The 14,746-nt window shown below is 46.1% G+C and carries 16 protein-coding genes; 4 read left to right on the top strand and 12 right to left on the bottom strand.

Annotated features, from left to right (window positions below; genetic code table 11):
* Positions 1 to 34: 34 nt before the first annotated feature.
* Complete coding sequence (locus CMO31_03355) at positions 35 to 442, bottom strand: cupin (GenBank protein MAZ53035.1); 408 nt, start codon at positions 440 to 442, stop codon at positions 35 to 37.
* A 28-nt stretch (positions 443 to 470) separates the two neighbouring features.
* Between CMO31_03355 and CMO31_03360 the strand changes: the two genes are divergently transcribed.
* Entirely contained in the window at positions 471 to 1,580 is a 1,110-nt protein-coding gene (locus CMO31_03360; GenBank protein MAZ53036.1) for a coproporphyrinogen III oxidase, read from the top strand.
* An 85-nt stretch (positions 1,581 to 1,665) separates the two neighbouring features.
* The gene (lspA, locus tag CMO31_03365) at positions 1,666 to 2,220 is read left to right on the top strand and encodes a signal peptidase II (GenBank protein ID MAZ53037.1); all 555 of its coding nucleotides are present in this window, start codon (positions 1,666 to 1,668) and stop codon (positions 2,218 to 2,220) included.
* A gap of 88 nt (positions 2,221 to 2,308) precedes the next feature.
* Here lspA and prmC read toward each other — a convergent pair whose 3' ends face one another.
* Both prmC and CMO31_03375 read right to left on the bottom strand, forming a co-directional pair.
* Positions 2,309 to 3,172, bottom strand: a complete 864-nt coding sequence (gene prmC / locus CMO31_03370) for a protein-(glutamine-N5) methyltransferase, release factor-specific (GenBank protein MAZ53038.1) — start codon at positions 3,170 to 3,172, stop codon at positions 2,309 to 2,311.
* Between the two features lie 212 nt (positions 3,173 to 3,384).
* Positions 3,385 to 3,645: a hypothetical protein gene (locus CMO31_03375; GenBank protein ID MAZ53039.1), complete on the bottom strand. Its 261-nt coding sequence runs from the start codon at positions 3,643 to 3,645 to the stop codon at positions 3,385 to 3,387.
* 95 nt (positions 3,646 to 3,740) lie between these two features.
* On the opposite strand from CMO31_03375, the gene CMO31_03380 reads away from it, so the two are divergent.
* The gene (locus tag CMO31_03380; GenBank protein ID MAZ53040.1) at positions 3,741 to 4,550 is read left to right on the top strand and encodes a phytanoyl-CoA dioxygenase family protein; all 810 of its coding nucleotides are present in this window, start codon (positions 3,741 to 3,743) and stop codon (positions 4,548 to 4,550) included.
* Between the two features lie 120 nt (positions 4,551 to 4,670).
* On the opposite strand, the gene CMO31_03385 is transcribed toward CMO31_03380, so the two are convergent.
* The 8 genes from CMO31_03385 to CMO31_03420 form a co-directional block, all read right to left on the bottom strand.
* Positions 4,671 to 5,816, bottom strand: a complete 1,146-nt coding sequence (locus tag CMO31_03385) for a BMP family ABC transporter substrate-binding protein (protein MAZ53041.1) — start codon at positions 5,814 to 5,816, stop codon at positions 4,671 to 4,673.
* A 142-nt stretch (positions 5,817 to 5,958) separates the two neighbouring features.
* The gene (locus CMO31_03390; protein ID MAZ53042.1) at positions 5,959 to 6,678 is read right to left on the bottom strand and encodes a hypothetical protein; all 720 of its coding nucleotides are present in this window, start codon (positions 6,676 to 6,678) and stop codon (positions 5,959 to 5,961) included.
* The gene (locus CMO31_03395; protein ID MAZ53043.1) at positions 6,675 to 6,950 is read right to left on the bottom strand and encodes a hypothetical protein; all 276 of its coding nucleotides are present in this window, start codon (positions 6,948 to 6,950) and stop codon (positions 6,675 to 6,677) included. The genes CMO31_03390 and CMO31_03395 overlap by 4 nt, the downstream gene beginning before the upstream one ends.
* Before the next feature lie 348 nt (positions 6,951 to 7,298).
* A complete protein-coding gene (locus CMO31_03400; protein MAZ53044.1) occupies positions 7,299 to 8,225 on the bottom strand; it encodes an ABC transporter permease in 927 nt (308 codons plus the stop codon).
* A 1-nt stretch (position 8,226) separates the two neighbouring features.
* Positions 8,227 to 9,342: a sugar ABC transporter permease gene (locus tag CMO31_03405; protein MAZ53045.1), complete on the bottom strand. Its 1,116-nt coding sequence runs from the start codon at positions 9,340 to 9,342 to the stop codon at positions 8,227 to 8,229.
* The gene (locus CMO31_03410) at positions 9,335 to 10,909 is read right to left on the bottom strand and encodes a heme ABC transporter ATP-binding protein (protein MAZ53046.1); all 1,575 of its coding nucleotides are present in this window, start codon (positions 10,907 to 10,909) and stop codon (positions 9,335 to 9,337) included. The genes CMO31_03405 and CMO31_03410 overlap by 8 nt, the downstream gene beginning before the upstream one ends.
* Before the next feature lie 230 nt (positions 10,910 to 11,139).
* Positions 11,140 to 11,724 carry a Fe/S biogenesis protein NfuA gene (locus tag CMO31_03415; GenBank protein MAZ53047.1) on the bottom strand — a complete coding sequence of 195 codons (585 nt, stop codon included), beginning with the start codon at positions 11,722 to 11,724 and terminating at the stop codon, positions 11,140 to 11,142.
* 2 nt (positions 11,725 to 11,726) lie between these two features.
* Positions 11,727 to 12,407, bottom strand: coding sequence for a Crp/Fnr family transcriptional regulator (locus CMO31_03420; GenBank protein MAZ53048.1), 681 nt, complete (start codon positions 12,405 to 12,407; stop codon positions 11,727 to 11,729).
* A gap of 172 nt (positions 12,408 to 12,579) precedes the next feature.
* Between CMO31_03420 and lexA the strand changes: the two genes are divergently transcribed.
* Entirely contained in the window at positions 12,580 to 13,290 is a 711-nt protein-coding gene (gene lexA, locus CMO31_03425; GenBank protein ID MAZ53049.1) for a repressor LexA, read from the top strand.
* Between the two features lie 20 nt (positions 13,291 to 13,310).
* Here lexA and CMO31_03430 read toward each other — a convergent pair whose 3' ends face one another.
* On the bottom strand, positions 13,311 to 14,714 hold the full coding sequence (locus CMO31_03430; GenBank protein MAZ53050.1) for an alpha-glucosidase/alpha-galactosidase: 1,404 nt from the start codon (positions 14,712 to 14,714) through the stop codon (positions 13,311 to 13,313).
* Positions 14,715 to 14,746: the final 32 nt, after the last annotated feature.

Genomic DNA, 14,746 nt, shown 5'->3' on the forward strand with positions numbered 1-14,746 from the left:
GTTAACTAGATCATCCCTTCTCACAATTTTGGCGTTATGAACCTTGTGAATCCACGCCCTGCTCACCTGGCGGACTAAGCAAATCAATCACATCAGTATCTTCGAGCGTTTCAACCCCATGGACGGTGAATGCAGGAATGTGTAGTACCTCGCCGGCACCCAGCAGTAGTTCCTTGGTTGGATCTTTCCCCACAAAGAATTTCAGCTGACCCGACAAAACTATCGACACTTGCTCATTCTTGTGAGAGTGAAGTTCAACGGTACAACCTTTCTTAAGAAGCATTCGTGCTGCAAGCATCTTCTCGCCAAAAATCCTACGGCGTTGTAGGAGGGGTATCGGACAATCCATAGGAATTTCGTCCCAGATATATTTCGTGGCTTTTGGGGGCATCTCTGAAAACTCCTTTCCAGCGGTTAATTTTGAGGCGTACAAGTTCCCCATTACCCTCTTCTAAGCGTAAACTTCGGATATGCCAATGGCTTTATACCTCCACATACCATTCTGTCCGGTGGTGTGTCCTTATTGCGACTTTCACAAGATGCTACGGAACGAAAGCCTAGTAGCACAATACCTCGATAGGCTTGAAGAGGAGGCTGAAAAATGGCACAACCTACATCCAGAGCCACTAGACACCATTTATTTCGGTGGCGGTACTCCCTCGCACCTTGTTGATGCTGAACTCGAACGTATCATCGGTGTTCTAGATCGGACCTGGGGTTGGCCTGCCAGAATTGAGACCACCTTCGAAGCTGATCCTGTTACCTTTGACCCAGAACGCCTCCGACATTGGCGTGACCTCGGCGTGAGTAGGATCTCTATTGGGGTGCAGTCAACTCAAGATCCGGTTCTCCGTTTCCTAGGCCGGCTGCATAATAGTACACAGGGGATTGAAGCCGTAGATTGGGCTCTTCAGGCAGGTTTCGACACCTCGGTTGATCTTATTACTGCGGTGCCTGGTCAGGATATTGAATCAGATCTCAATACTTTTGTGGCAACTGGCGTACCCCATATTAGTGTCTATACCCTTACAGTAGAGCCCGACACACCATTCGGAAGACGCGGGGTAGTAATTGATCCAGATCAGGAGGCCGACGGATTCGAACTTACCGAACGTGTTCTTTCGGAACATGGGTATGTTAGATACGAAGTATCTAGTCACGCTAGACCTGGATCTGAGTCGAGGCATAATCAAATCTATTGGCACGGCGGTTACTTCCTGGCCTTGGGTCCATCAGCAGCTTCATTCATACCTAAATCTGGGGCACTAGGCGCACGTTTGACGAACCCTCCAATAAAAGAATGGCTGAAGGGTTATTCAGCGGAACAACATGAGGTGACCCCAGACATGTTTGTCTTAGAGATGCTTATGACTGGCCTACGTACTCGTCGCGGCGTAGATCTAGACCTATTAGAGCGGAGAACCGGCATCCGGGTTAGCGACCGTTATGGGATGGTGATAGAAGATGCTTCCAAACAGGGGTTCCTGGAACGAGAGGGAGCTAAATTACGGGCTACAAATGCTGGCTTAATGATACTTGATGCTTTATTGAAAAAGTTTTTTGACACCGAAATTAATTGAGGGAAGTTTTGGTCATAATCTTACTGAAGACCAATTTCCTGTAATTAGGTAGAACAGATTAACATTGAACAAACTTTTAAGAATTATGTTTTATGCGAGCATGGTATTTATACCTGCCAATTCCCACTTCACCCATATAATTGCACCAATGTACTTGCTTCTAGCGCCGTTGTTAATAACTGCTGACCAACTGACTAAGCTCTGGATAAAGCAACGATTCGCATTCGGCGGTCAGGAGCTTGAGCTTGGCTTAGGCTTTTCATTGACTTATGTCCGGAATACTGGTGCTGCATTCGGAATCCTGAGGGATTTCTCCGTACCTATCGGCTCAGTTATCTTTGATGGTACGCATATGTTGGGGCTTTTATCAGGATTAATAGCAACTGCATTATTAATTTACTTAGTATTCCGAGGTCCGACCCTAAAACCATTACAATCCTTGGCTCTCATTTTCATCTTTAGTGGTGCTGTAGGTAACATGATTGACCGACTTCGACTCGGATTCGTCGTTGATTTCGTACACTTCCAAATCGGTCTTTTCAACTTCCCCGTGTTCAATCTCGCAGACAGCTGCATCGTAATAGGCGCGATTCTTCTTTTGCTCTATAGCCTGATTCCAATCAATTCGGCTGACCTGTAAACTCAAATATATCCGACCTTTAAAGGGAGTTTATGGGGGCTCGACTTTGAAAATATTTATAGCTCAAGCTACAAAGTAGGCAAGACCCTCATCTCGTCAAAAGCAAGAATCGTTTACGCTCTGCAAGGTCTTCATATGATTGGCTGTATTCCCAGCTTTTTGCAAAGTCTCTAACTACCGTAAGATTGCGAGGATCTAGCTCTAATAGTAACTCAGCCCCAGGCTTAAGTAGCGATTGAGCCTGATGCTCTAGTCTTCGCACAACATCAAGGCCATCAAGGCCACCGAAAACCGCCAAATCAGGATCCGCCTTTACCTCAGGCGGCACTAGTTCCCGATCCCCATCTGGCAGGTAGGGCGGATTGCTTACCACAAGTCGCGCCTTCTTAGCCCACTTCGTTACTTTTGGATGCGTCAAGAGGTCAGCCGCGATTACATTGATTTGCAGGCCAAGCTTATTGGCATTTCGACGCGCTAATCTTAGAGCCTTGGGCGAAATATCTGTGGCGACAACAGTAGCATCGGGCCGTTCAAGCTTGATAGCCAGAGCAATGGCACCACTTCCTGTGCCTACATCCAACACAACCGGTCTAGTTGAATCAGATAGTCGCCGAAGGGATAACTCCACCAGTTGTTCTGTTTCAGGACGAGGCACTAACGTATCAGAAGTCACCTCAAGTTCTAGACCGAAAAACGGAGCCCATCCGAGAATATGCTGGAGAGGTTCTCTCTTCATGCGCCGCGCCAACCACTTGGTTAACTTGGCTTGTTCTCCCTGAGACAGAACCCGCGTTGGGCAGAGTAAGAGACTTACCCGATCTAACTTTAAAACCGACTCTAGTAGGAGGTCTGCTTCTGCGGTGGGACTAGCCACACCAGCCTCGCCTAAACACTTCTCTATACGATGTCGGGCATTAATTATTGATTCTGTGTTCGTCGTCCTTGTTCCCATTTATATGGATTGTAGTACAAGATTCCTGAATTAAAACTACTTGATATCTATTTACTTCTTTAATCTCAAAACCATATTTTTTAACTGACAAGCGTACTGGCTTGTAGAAATAGTAAATAACTAACGACTAAAGCTATTGATTTTCACAAATATCTTCCAACAGGGTTGTCATAGTTTATGAACAACTCACCTAACCAGGGTAAACTGCTTTTCTAAATGATTTCTTTTCTTTTCACCCTTGTCTTACCTTTTGGTGGGGCTGTTTTATTGTTCACCCGTCCGTGGGGGTTAATAGAAACCTTTAGCATCTTATTAGGATTAGTCTTTGTATTCCCAATTGTTCTTGGTTGGAAGAAAACCCAAAGAACCTGAGTCTTAGGCAGGATATCTATTGCTTTGGTTAATAGGTACTTTACTATTTTCCTCTTATCAAACATCTCTTGCTTTCTACCTACCTTAGGTCGGTGCAACATGAAAGTACCGATACGAAACTACAACCTTGCATTATCTATTCAATATTTCGTGTAGGCCTCACCTTCCTAAGGTCAACATACGGATATACTACGTTATCGATCTACATCCTCACCCTAAAACACGTCGTCTAACCGAGATTGAGAATCGACAATTCACAGAACTCGGCTATGTATCAGGCCTACCAATCTTCAACCAACTGTCAGTAAGAAAAATAGAACAAAGTTTTTGGGCTATGCGCGAAGCTCTTCCTCCTGGACTTGATTTCAATAGTGTCAATTGTTGGCACAAAGCTAATCGCTGGGTATATGACCTGACCTTGACTCCTGCTCTCCTTAATTATGTTGAAGACCTACTTGGGCCACATTTCTTTCTATGGGGTGCCCAATTTTTCTGCAAATTCCCTAACGATGGCACGGTAGTGCCTTGGCACCAGGATGCCCAATATTGGCCTCTGTCGCCCCGAAAAGCTGTTAGTGTTTGGATTGCAATCTTTGATACCAACCTATCGAACGCTGCTATGCAGGTGGTACCTGGTAGTCATCACCATGGTGCTGTGACCCACCGTTCTGTAAATAATGAATCATACGTGCTTAAGGAAGAGATTAATCCTGATTCAATCCATCTTGATGAGGTTGTTACTTTCGAACTCAAAGCGGGTGAAATGTCTCTACATGACGATGGTTTGATTCACGGGTCCGGGCCCAATACATCTGACCGGGTTCGGGCTGGTTTAGCACTACGGTTCAGTCCATCTGATGTTGTGTGTGATATGTCGGTGTGGCCAACGTTTGAAGCATATCCGGTAAGGGGTAAGCAGGGGTTGAAAAACAACCCAATAGGAAAAATACCAACAGAAAACGGAATTCCAACTAAAATGTTTCCACATTCATCTGAATTTATCTGAACAAGCTAAACCTAATTCTTCAATAAGTGGCTCTCGATTATATTGTCATCAAAGTTTTGTGCCGGTCCAATAAAAACCCTGGTACCGGCACAAATTTTTTGTCATTAATTTATCAGGTGTTTAGGGTTCTTCTGACCATGGCCCAGCGACATTAGCAGCGGCCCATTGTAAACCTAAGAGCTCACCAATAGTGGCGATTTGACCATCCTCATAAACCACATTTCCTTTGCGATCGGATAGAGGCCCAGTGAAAGGTTCATAATCGGGATCGAGCTTTGTCATTTGCTCGATGCGAGCAAAAACCAGATCATGAACAGATATTTCTCCGAATTCAGGATCATCTATCATGTGGGCATCAAGTCGGTCTTCATATACCGGGTTAATAACCATCCCTGGTGCAGCACCTGCTTCGACAGCATCCTCCCCGAGGCGCCAAAAATAGTCTAGATCAGCCAAGTTTTCGTTTGTATAAGTCCCATCTAAAACACCACTTAAGAAATCTATGTAGATGGCTTCCCAGTTAGCAATTTGACCGGAAACAACTGTGTCAGGCGAGAAATCTAGCATAGAAGCGTAATGGGTGTAACTGGGGAACCCTCGTTCACCTGCAGTTTGGATCACAGTGGGTGTATCTTCACTGAACGCAAAAACATCCGCCCCTTCAGCTATAAGAGCCTCAGTGGCCTCTTTAGCTCCTGCTGGATCAAACCAGTTGAATAACCATCGGACTTCAACCGTCGCGTCAGGGTTGATCTCACGCGCCCCAAGGGCAAAAGCATTGATGTGCCGCTTAATTTCAGGAATCGGGAAAGCAGCAATATAACCAAGCTTATTAGACTCTGTTAAAGCCCCTGCTATCAGGCCGTTTAGGTAATAAACTTGGTAAAAGTCAGCAATGTAAGTCATCACGTTGGGTGCCCGCTGAATACCAGTTGCGTGTCCAAAGATCACATTTGGATACCGCTCTGCAGCAGCTAGTACGCCATCACCGTACCCGAAGCTCGTGGCAAAAATTACTTCAACGCCGTCGGCAACTAGCTGGTCAATGAATGGTTCGACATCGGCCTCTGAAACTGATTCGACGATCACGGTTTCAATTTCCGGAAGAGCCTCCATTGTTGCCAGACGACCGAGGTCATGAGCGTAGGTCCATCCAGCGTCTCCAACGGGACCGACATAGATGAAACCCACCTTAAGAGCATCCTGAGCCTGTGCAAACGTAAATACTAGGATCAAAAGACTTGCCATCAACCAACGTCTTTTCATGTCCACCTCCATAGTGACTTTTTAGGCTTTATTATAACTCGTATAGATGCATCTAAAGTGCACTTAAGAAGTTTCGCTGAATTCGGTAACAAAAGGTCAAATTCGCTAAAGTAAGGACTGACCTTGAAACATAAATTAGGTGTCAGTCCTTGTGAACTCGAGCTAGATAAGACTCCTTCACCGATCTGTTCGATTTTTTCTTCACCACAATAATTGCCCAAGAAACTATAACTATAATGATAAAACACCCGAGTCCGAGGGTTAGAAAGAAATTCCTTTCCGAAAGATCATCTAACAAACCAACTCTCGAGCTAGATCGCCGGCTCGTCCCTACTCCTTGCGGAGCGCCTTCACCTAACTTTTTATCTCCAGCTTCTTGTAATGCACGTGCTTCTTCTCTAGCCAGAAACTCTTTGTCAGAAGCGATATTGACCGTAATGCCCTCAACCACGTCATTCGGAAAAGAATCGACGTAAGACGCCTCAACCAAATACTGAAGGCCGTATCGTTTCCAATACTGATCAAGGTCGCTACTATTAGTGACGGTGAAAGTGTCTGGGTGGTTAATCGAGACTAAAGCACCTTCCTGCACAACAAGGGGAATTTTCCCAGCATAGCCAATCATTCCTTCGGACCAAGTTGAAGTTTTTTGTAGTCGCGCTCCATCAGAAATTGGGAAGCTAATAGTTACACCATTTGCGGGAACTGCATCAACTGATTGGTTCATGACATAAACATAAACGTTATATAGCCTACCTTCGGATGTATCCCCAGATTTGATAACACGTATGTAGTGGTTTAGACCTTGTGCACATGAGAATCCCGCAAAGAAGAAAATAAGGAAGAAAACTGTCTGCCTCATTCTCCCTCCGTGGCCGAGAGGATAGTTCGAATTGTGTCGCCTAACTTCCGCAAACCAAATACAACTATGGCACTAACTACCAAACTAAGCAGTACAAAGGGAAGGCCCAGAGCTGATAATGCTTCTTCGACAGATCTTAGAAAGATGATGGTAATGAAAGCTACAAAGAACGACGGCCAGTAGATTTTTTTGAGCCACTGTGGCCGAACTTGATTCTTAACGGAAAACGAAATTTCCATCAAACCCCCAATAACCCCGAAACAAAGTACCATAGCAAACAAAGTACTTCCCCCCCCCTCGATAAACCTGGAACTCCTCAGAGATAGCTAATCCATACCTAATCTTGCACCACCTACTATCGATTGTTAGAACCTGTATGACAACCTAACAGGCTCTCCCAATTTTAGGTTACACCTGTTTTTTTCTTTAAGCATATTTTACCAAAACCAATATTGACTTAGGCATGAAAAGAGATCGTGCCCAGTACAACTAACGCATTAACCTTAGGGCTGTTTCCCGTGGTGGAGAGCGCCAAGAAGCTGTTTAGAGTAACTGCCATAATTCCCAACTCCATCACAAATCTGCATCAAAGATTCGAACATAGTAGTGAAAAAATGACTTTAACGCTCTCCTCTTTTGTATGGAACCCCGAGAGCTTCAGGCGACCCAAAAGCTCGCCTCCCTTTACCCAGTGCCACAAGAGTGAGGGCAACAATTGTGAAGGTATATGGCATCAAGGTAAGTAACTCGGGGGGAAACATCTTCTGCAACAAAAACGAGAGGAAAAAGAAGGCTCCGAAGAAAAAGCTGGCTAGCACTGCTCTTAGGGGGTCCCAAAGAGCAAAAATGGTTATCGCAAGGGCAATCCAGCCCATGCCGTTGGTCATGCCTTCACCCCATGAAGGTCGGTAAGCTATAGAGAGATAACCACCACCGATCCCAGCCATACAACCACCAAACACTACTGTAAAAAAACGTACTACTTTCACGTTAATACCCACAGCGTCGGCTGCGACCGGGGATTCGCCTACTGTGCGTAAAATTAAACCAGGACGAGTATAATAAAGGACAAACCACAAGAGACCAGCAGTTACTAAACCGACATATGTGAGAATGTATTGATCAGTAAAAAACGCTGGTCCGAGGATAGGCACTTCTGAAAGACCTGGCACAGTAACGAACTTCATTGGGGCCTGTAGTGGCTGCCCAACCCAAGTTCGACCAATTAGACCAGACAACCCGAGGCCGAATATAGTAATTGCTAAGCCTGAAATGTATTGGTTGGCTCCTAGAATAATTGCAATGAAAGAGTGAATTAGGGCAGCTAACGCCCCGGTTACTGCTGCGAGAAGGAGTCCCAGGTAGGGTAATCCTGTGGCTTGAGAAACTATGAAGCCAATTACTGCCCCTAACACCATCATGCCCTCGACACCCAAATTGACCACGCCGGACCGCTCAGCCATTATCTCTCCAAGAGCTGCCCATAACAGTGGGGTACTAAAAGCTAGAGCCCTAGCAAAAGTATAAGTAACCTGGTCTAATTCCATCTCAAACGGTCCCGGTTTCCGACTCGGCCGTCTCTGGGTTCTTGAGACTAACTCTAGCGATCCGAAATCGCAGAAGCGGTTCGCTAGAAATCATAAATAGTAGCACCAAACCATTGATAACTCCGGTAATTTGGAAGGGCAGTCCGAGCGCCACTTTCATAATGTCTCCACTAGCAAAAACCCAACCAAGAAATAACGCTGTAAAGACTGCAGCAACGGGGCTTCCTCTAGCTAACATCGCAACTATTATCGCAGTGTAGCCGAAACCTAGTGAAATGCTATTCGGTTCAACAAGACGGTGATGAATACCAGCTACCTCGCCAACACCAGCAAGTCCAGCAGCACCAGCAGACAGGGCAATCAACATTGTAGTGGTGAAAAGAACGTTTACACCAGAATATTTAGCCGCAATTGGACTCTCTCCCAGCATACGAATTTCGAAACCAAGCTTTGTACGGGTGATGAGTACTGCTAACAACACAACCAGTAGCAAACCCAGAACTAATGTGGGCCAGTGAAGTCTAGTATTTCCTATTGTAGGTAGCCAAATAGAGCGGTGAAACATGTCGCTGTATGAGAAACCAACGACACTATCACCTTTCCAGGGTCCATTGATTAACCAGCGCACTATATACAGAGCGATATAGTTCATCATTAACGTAGTTATGATTTCATTAACACCTAAACGGACTTTAAGGATAGCTGGTACTAACCCCCAAAGTGCCCCAGCTACAAAACCTGCCACGAACATAGCCGGGATTGCCACGAAAGGTGGCAGAGGAACGAAAAGTGCTATTCCACTAGCTCCGACAGCACCAGCAAGGATTTGTCCTTCAGCTCCGATGTTCCAGAATTGTGCACGAAAGGCTAAAACAAGACCTACTCCAGCAAATAATAGGGGAATGCTTTTCCGCACAACTTCACTAAGTCCTCGACTATTTAATAGTGTTCGTTCTACGATGGTCGAATAAGCAGCAAAGGGATTAACACCGTAAATCCAAAATATAAAACCTGTGACAACAATAGCTGCGACAATGGCACCAAATGAGACAAGGAACACAAAGTATCCGGGTACCGCCTTTCGGGGCACTAATTTGAATCCAAAACGCTCAAGCACTGGTTGTCGGTCCTTGAATATCTTTAAATGACACGCCCGCCATCATCGCGCCAAGGGTTTGACTATCGACCTCTTGGGTGTCAACAGAGCCCATAACTGTTCCCTCAAAAAGCACCAAAATTCGATCGGAGATCTTGATTAGCTCATCCAAGTCCTCTGAAACAAGGAGTACACCCGCGCCACGAGCGCGTTGAGAAAGAAGCAACTCGTGCGTTAGGGCAGCGGCAGCCACATCAAGCCCATAGGTGGGGTGTGAGGCTACCAATAGTTTCGGATTTCCACTGAGCTCCCTAGCAAGAATTATTTTCTGTACATTTCCACCTGATAACTGACGAGACGGAGTGTCCTTAGAAGCGGTTGCGATTGAGTAGTGATCAATTGACTCAATCGCGAACTTGGTCACTTCTCGTTGGTCAATCATAGGCCCTTTCGCAAAGGGTTTATGTCTATACTGTCGCATAATCAGGTTCTCTGCCACCGACATGCTGGGCACGATTCCCATACGGTTGCGATCTTCCGGAATATGTGCAACTCCACCTTCAAAAAGCCCGCGCACTCCTCGTAGGGTAGAGTCCTCTCCATCAATGATGATTTGGCCACGGCTGGGATAGCGAAGACCAGTAAGCACCTCGGTAAGTTCACCTTGACCATTGCCAGCTACACCAGCCACCCCAAGGATCTCCCTACGTCGAAGTCGAAAGGATATGTTCTGCAGGGCATTGGTGCCGCGATCATTTTGGACCCAGACGCTCTTAAGCTCAAGTACTGAGCTTTTACTGGGTTCAATATCAGTACGTGTGGTCGGTTCAATCGTACGACCAATCATGAGTTTTGCTAATTCGGCGGGACTTGTGTCTTTGCTATTAAGGCAACCTACAAGGTTGCCTTTCCGGAGCACAGAGACCGTATCAGCGATACGCATAACCTCATCAAGCTTATGGGAAATTAATATTACGGCCTTCCCCTCACTCGTCATCTTTCGAAGAACACCAAAAAGAGCATCAGATTCCTGGGGTGTTAAAACACTGGTAGGTTCATCAAGAATCAGGATCTCGGCTCCCTGGATCAAAACTTTTAAAATTTCCACGCGTTGCTGTTCACCTGGCGATAGTTGCCATATACGTGCATTAGGGTCAACTTTTAGTCCATAATGCTCACCAAGTTGCCTAAGTTGTCCACGCAAGATCTTGGTTGGGAAAAACATCGGAGTCCCAGGCAACCCAAGGGCAATGTTCTCGACAACAGTATGACGCCGAGCAAGATGAAAATGCTGGGCCACCAGTCCGAGACCACGTTTAATCGCATCCTTAGGTGACCGCAGAACTATCTTCTTGCCTTTAAACTTAATCTCACCCTCGTCGGGTTGATAAAGCCCATAAAGAATGTTTATAAGGGTAGTCTTACCAGCCCCGTTTTCTCCTAGCAAGGAGTGAACCTCCCCGGCTCGGATCTCAAAATCTACACTGTTGTTAGCCTTGATTCCGGGGAAACTCTTAGTTATCCCCTTGACGCTTAACAACGCAGGTAAACTGTTATTTGAATCATGTTTGGGAGGCGTAGACGCCACTCGCTAATAATAGCAAGTAGCTCGAAATCAGTGCAACCAAACGTGATAGTACCTGGCCGAGTATTAAGCCTAATCTAGTGCAATATTCAGAACTACCAGCGCTGGTATAATGTGAAATGTGCCTGAACGGGACGAACATGGATTTCCAATAACGCGCACTATACGTGATCCAGTTCTTGAGAATACTTGGTTTGCGATGGCACGTGCTACCGAAATTAGCGAATAAATTCTTACTTAGAAAGTGCTGATTTCCCAGTTTCAGTTGATTCGTAGTAGGGGTTCTCGCCAGCCTCATGATCCGTACCATCGATAATATTTTTAATCTCAGGGACATGCTCGCGGAGTATTCTTTCTATACCGTGTTGTAGGGTAACGTCTGCTGAACCACAACCTTGACACCCGCCACTCAGAGTCAAGTACGCAGTGTCACCATCGACGCGCTCAAGTCCTACGCTACCACCATGACCTGCCACACCAGGATTGATGTACTCATCAAGCACATCTTGAACTTTTTGGGAGAGCGGGTCATCCCAACTCGCGCTAGGACGGAAAACACGGAATCCTGATTGCATTTCACTCTCGACAAAATCAATTGTGGAACCCTCAAAACCATTGGCGCTTACCGGATCCATAAAGACCTGAAAGCCACCCGCATCAAAGACTTTATCTGTCTCCTGTCGATCACTCGGCCGAACCAACCAAAGTTTGTGGTCGAAGCTAGTACCAGCTAACCTTAAAGCTGTTACACCTTGGCTTTTTTGCATTTCGAGAAAGTGCAGAATCCGCTCCTTTGCGGTATCGGTGAAGTCAATCATTATCAAAGCACCTGCATAACATAATCATCAGTAGCGCGTTCAAGCCCCTCAAGATTTGCGACGTAGACCCCTCTTGTGCCACTCAAAACTCCTTCTGCTCTTAACTCACCCAGGATACGGGTAATGGTTACTCTACTACTTCCCGTAAGGTCTGCTAAATCCTCATGAGTCAGCGCCAGCGGTAACTTCACCCCTTCGGCCTCGTTACTCGGCTTCCCAAAGCGCTTAGCCAATCGCAAAAGTGCACGAGTAACTCGCGCGCCAACTGGCATCTCTGCTTCATTAAGCATCTCCCTCGCCCGACTTATTTGCCCCGCCATGCTTGTCATGATGTAATCGCGAAGCTTTCGATCGTTCATAGCTTGACTTGGATCGATTGGAGTAAGACAGGCCTCGTGCACTACCATCACGGTCTCAGGATGAGTTGCATTGCCCAAAGCAGCCAAGCCCAGGACATCACCTGGCCCATAAAGATCAGCTATCCGATCTCGACCAAGGCTTGTAGGCACTACGGCCTTAAGGACTCCGTAATTGACTATATAAAGGCTGTTAGCATTACGATCGGCTTCATACAGCACTCCATCAGACTCCAAGGTGCGCGTGGGCAAAGCCAAGGTATCTGGGACTATTTCAACGGCATTGCAATCTTTGTGCAGTGCGAGGGGATCGAGGGCATTTAGCATAATTCCCTCCTTTGGGAGGCACCAACATAAGGTTTCCTGCGGAAAAAGTTCATCAATGTTGCCATAGTTATATCTTCAAATTGCTCTAGAAACTATAGCCGAGATCCAATATCCTGTCCAGCCCCTAAAGTAATATCACCAGATTACATTCAAATCACGCAAACACACTCTCATGGAATTCGTTACCCAAACTATGAAAACTCTCTTAAAACGCGTAGCAATTGACAAAACAGATCCATTACCCTTAAAATTTAAGGTACTTATGAATAAGCTCTCTAATATGCAGCAAAAAGTTTACGAACGGCTAAGGCGTCACTTCCAACAAACTGGGGCTCTTCCCGACCTCGCAGACTTCGCAAGATCACTCAGCGTGCACTATGTCTCACTCAAACAACACCTCGAAGCCCTACACAAAAAGGGTTACATTACGTTCGAAAGTAGAGGACGTGGCCGCTCCCCTCTGCTGGTGCTCCCGGCCGAAGCCACCGGCATACCGGTTCTTGGCAACATACCAGCCGGCCCCATTAGCGAAGCTGTACCTCATGCCGAAAGCTATCTTCCCTCAACTGGCCTTAACGGTGACCACTTTGCCTTACGCGTCCAAGGCAACTCTATGGCAGATCTTATCCAGGATAACGATATAGTCCTGTTCCAAAAGCGGGAACTTTACCGCAATGGGGAAATATGCGCTGTAAGAGTTGAGGATAACGATGTAACGTTAAAATATCTTGATAAGTTGGAAGAGTCGGTCTACGCACTGCGACCACACAATCCTACCTACCCAACCCTAAAAGTAATGGCAGATACGCTCCATATTGAGGGAGTTTATATGGGTCTCCTGCGCGGCGACGCCTTCCAACTGATAGCCCAGGAAATTAATTAGAAGGCTTTTACTTAACTAATTCAAGCACTATCTTGAAAGACCTCTGGCAACCAACTACCGTGAGCCTCGATAAGATCATCAACAAGGTCATGAATCTGGTTGATATCAAGCTCCGCTGCGGTATGGGGATCAAACATTGCTGCATGGTATATGTGCTCTCGACTTCCAGTTAGCATAGCTTCCACTACCAGTGACTGCACGTTAATGTTGGTCTGCATTAAAGCAGCAAGTTGAGGAGGTAATGACCCAACAGCCTTGGGATGGAGGCCTCTGCCGTCTACCTGACAGGGTACTTCTACGCAACAGCCTCGAGGCAAATTGTCAATTAATCCGTCATTATCAACATTGCCGTAGATTAAGCTTGGTGTTCCCGTTTCAATACTGTGGATTATAGTGGATCCGTACTCAAGGCTTCGCTTTACCAATCCGAGATTCTTAAACTCCTCGACAACCTTGGCCAACTCTTCTTTGGGAACACCCGCATCCAGCATAGCCACTTCAAAAGCCGGAACAAGGTCTGCGCTGGGGTCTTCAAGCTTCTGCTTCATAAATCGCCAACCAGTAAGTTGCACCTCACAGCGCCGAAGATATTCGTCAAGCGGAATGTTAAATTCCTCTATCAGGTCTGGGCGATCGCGTTTAATAAACCAGGGTACATACTCAGCAAAATGTTCGCTTGATTCAGTAACAAAATACCCTAGTCGGCGGAACATTTCGTATCTAACTTTGTTGTCTTCAGGTATACGGTCCTCGTCGATCACTCGAGAAATTTCCGGATAAAGATTTGCACCATTTCGTTCGAAACTAAGATAAAAAGCAATATGGTTAATCCCAGCACAAACATAATCTATTTCCTCTATGGGAACACCAATGTTGCGTGCAAGCCGTGCAGCTGTTCCCTGGACACTGTGGCACAAGCCTACAGTGTTTATGGCGGTTGCTCTATTCAAGGCCCAACAATTCATAGCCATCGGATTGACATAATTTAGATGCACCACTTCTGGACAAAGCCGCTCCATCTCGCTAGCCATATCTAGAAAAACGGGAATGGTCCTTAAGGCGCGCATTATCCCGCCAATCCCGAGAGTGTCGCCAATCGTTTGACGCAAACCGTAACGCTTAGGTATTTCGAAATCAGTCACCGTACCAGGCTTATAACCTGCAACCTGGAACATGCTGATGACATAATCAGCGCTGTCTAAAGCCTGAACGCGATCTGTAGTGACCTCAATCGTAGGACTAACGTTAAGAGCTTCAGCAGTCCGATGGGCAACAATCTCAGAAGTGCGAAGGCGATCCTCATCGATATCAAAAAGAGTCAGGTTCGACTCGGCTAACTCTGGGTAACTAAGGATGTCACCCATTAAATTCTTAGCGAAGATAGTGCTACCGGCTCCTACAAAAGTAATCTTTGGCTTTGTAATGATGATCTCTCCAATATATATAGTGCGGCAAC

The organism is Trueperaceae bacterium (assembly GCA_002707365.1).
GTDB lineage: Bacteria > Deinococcota > Deinococci > Deinococcales > Trueperaceae > UBA6957.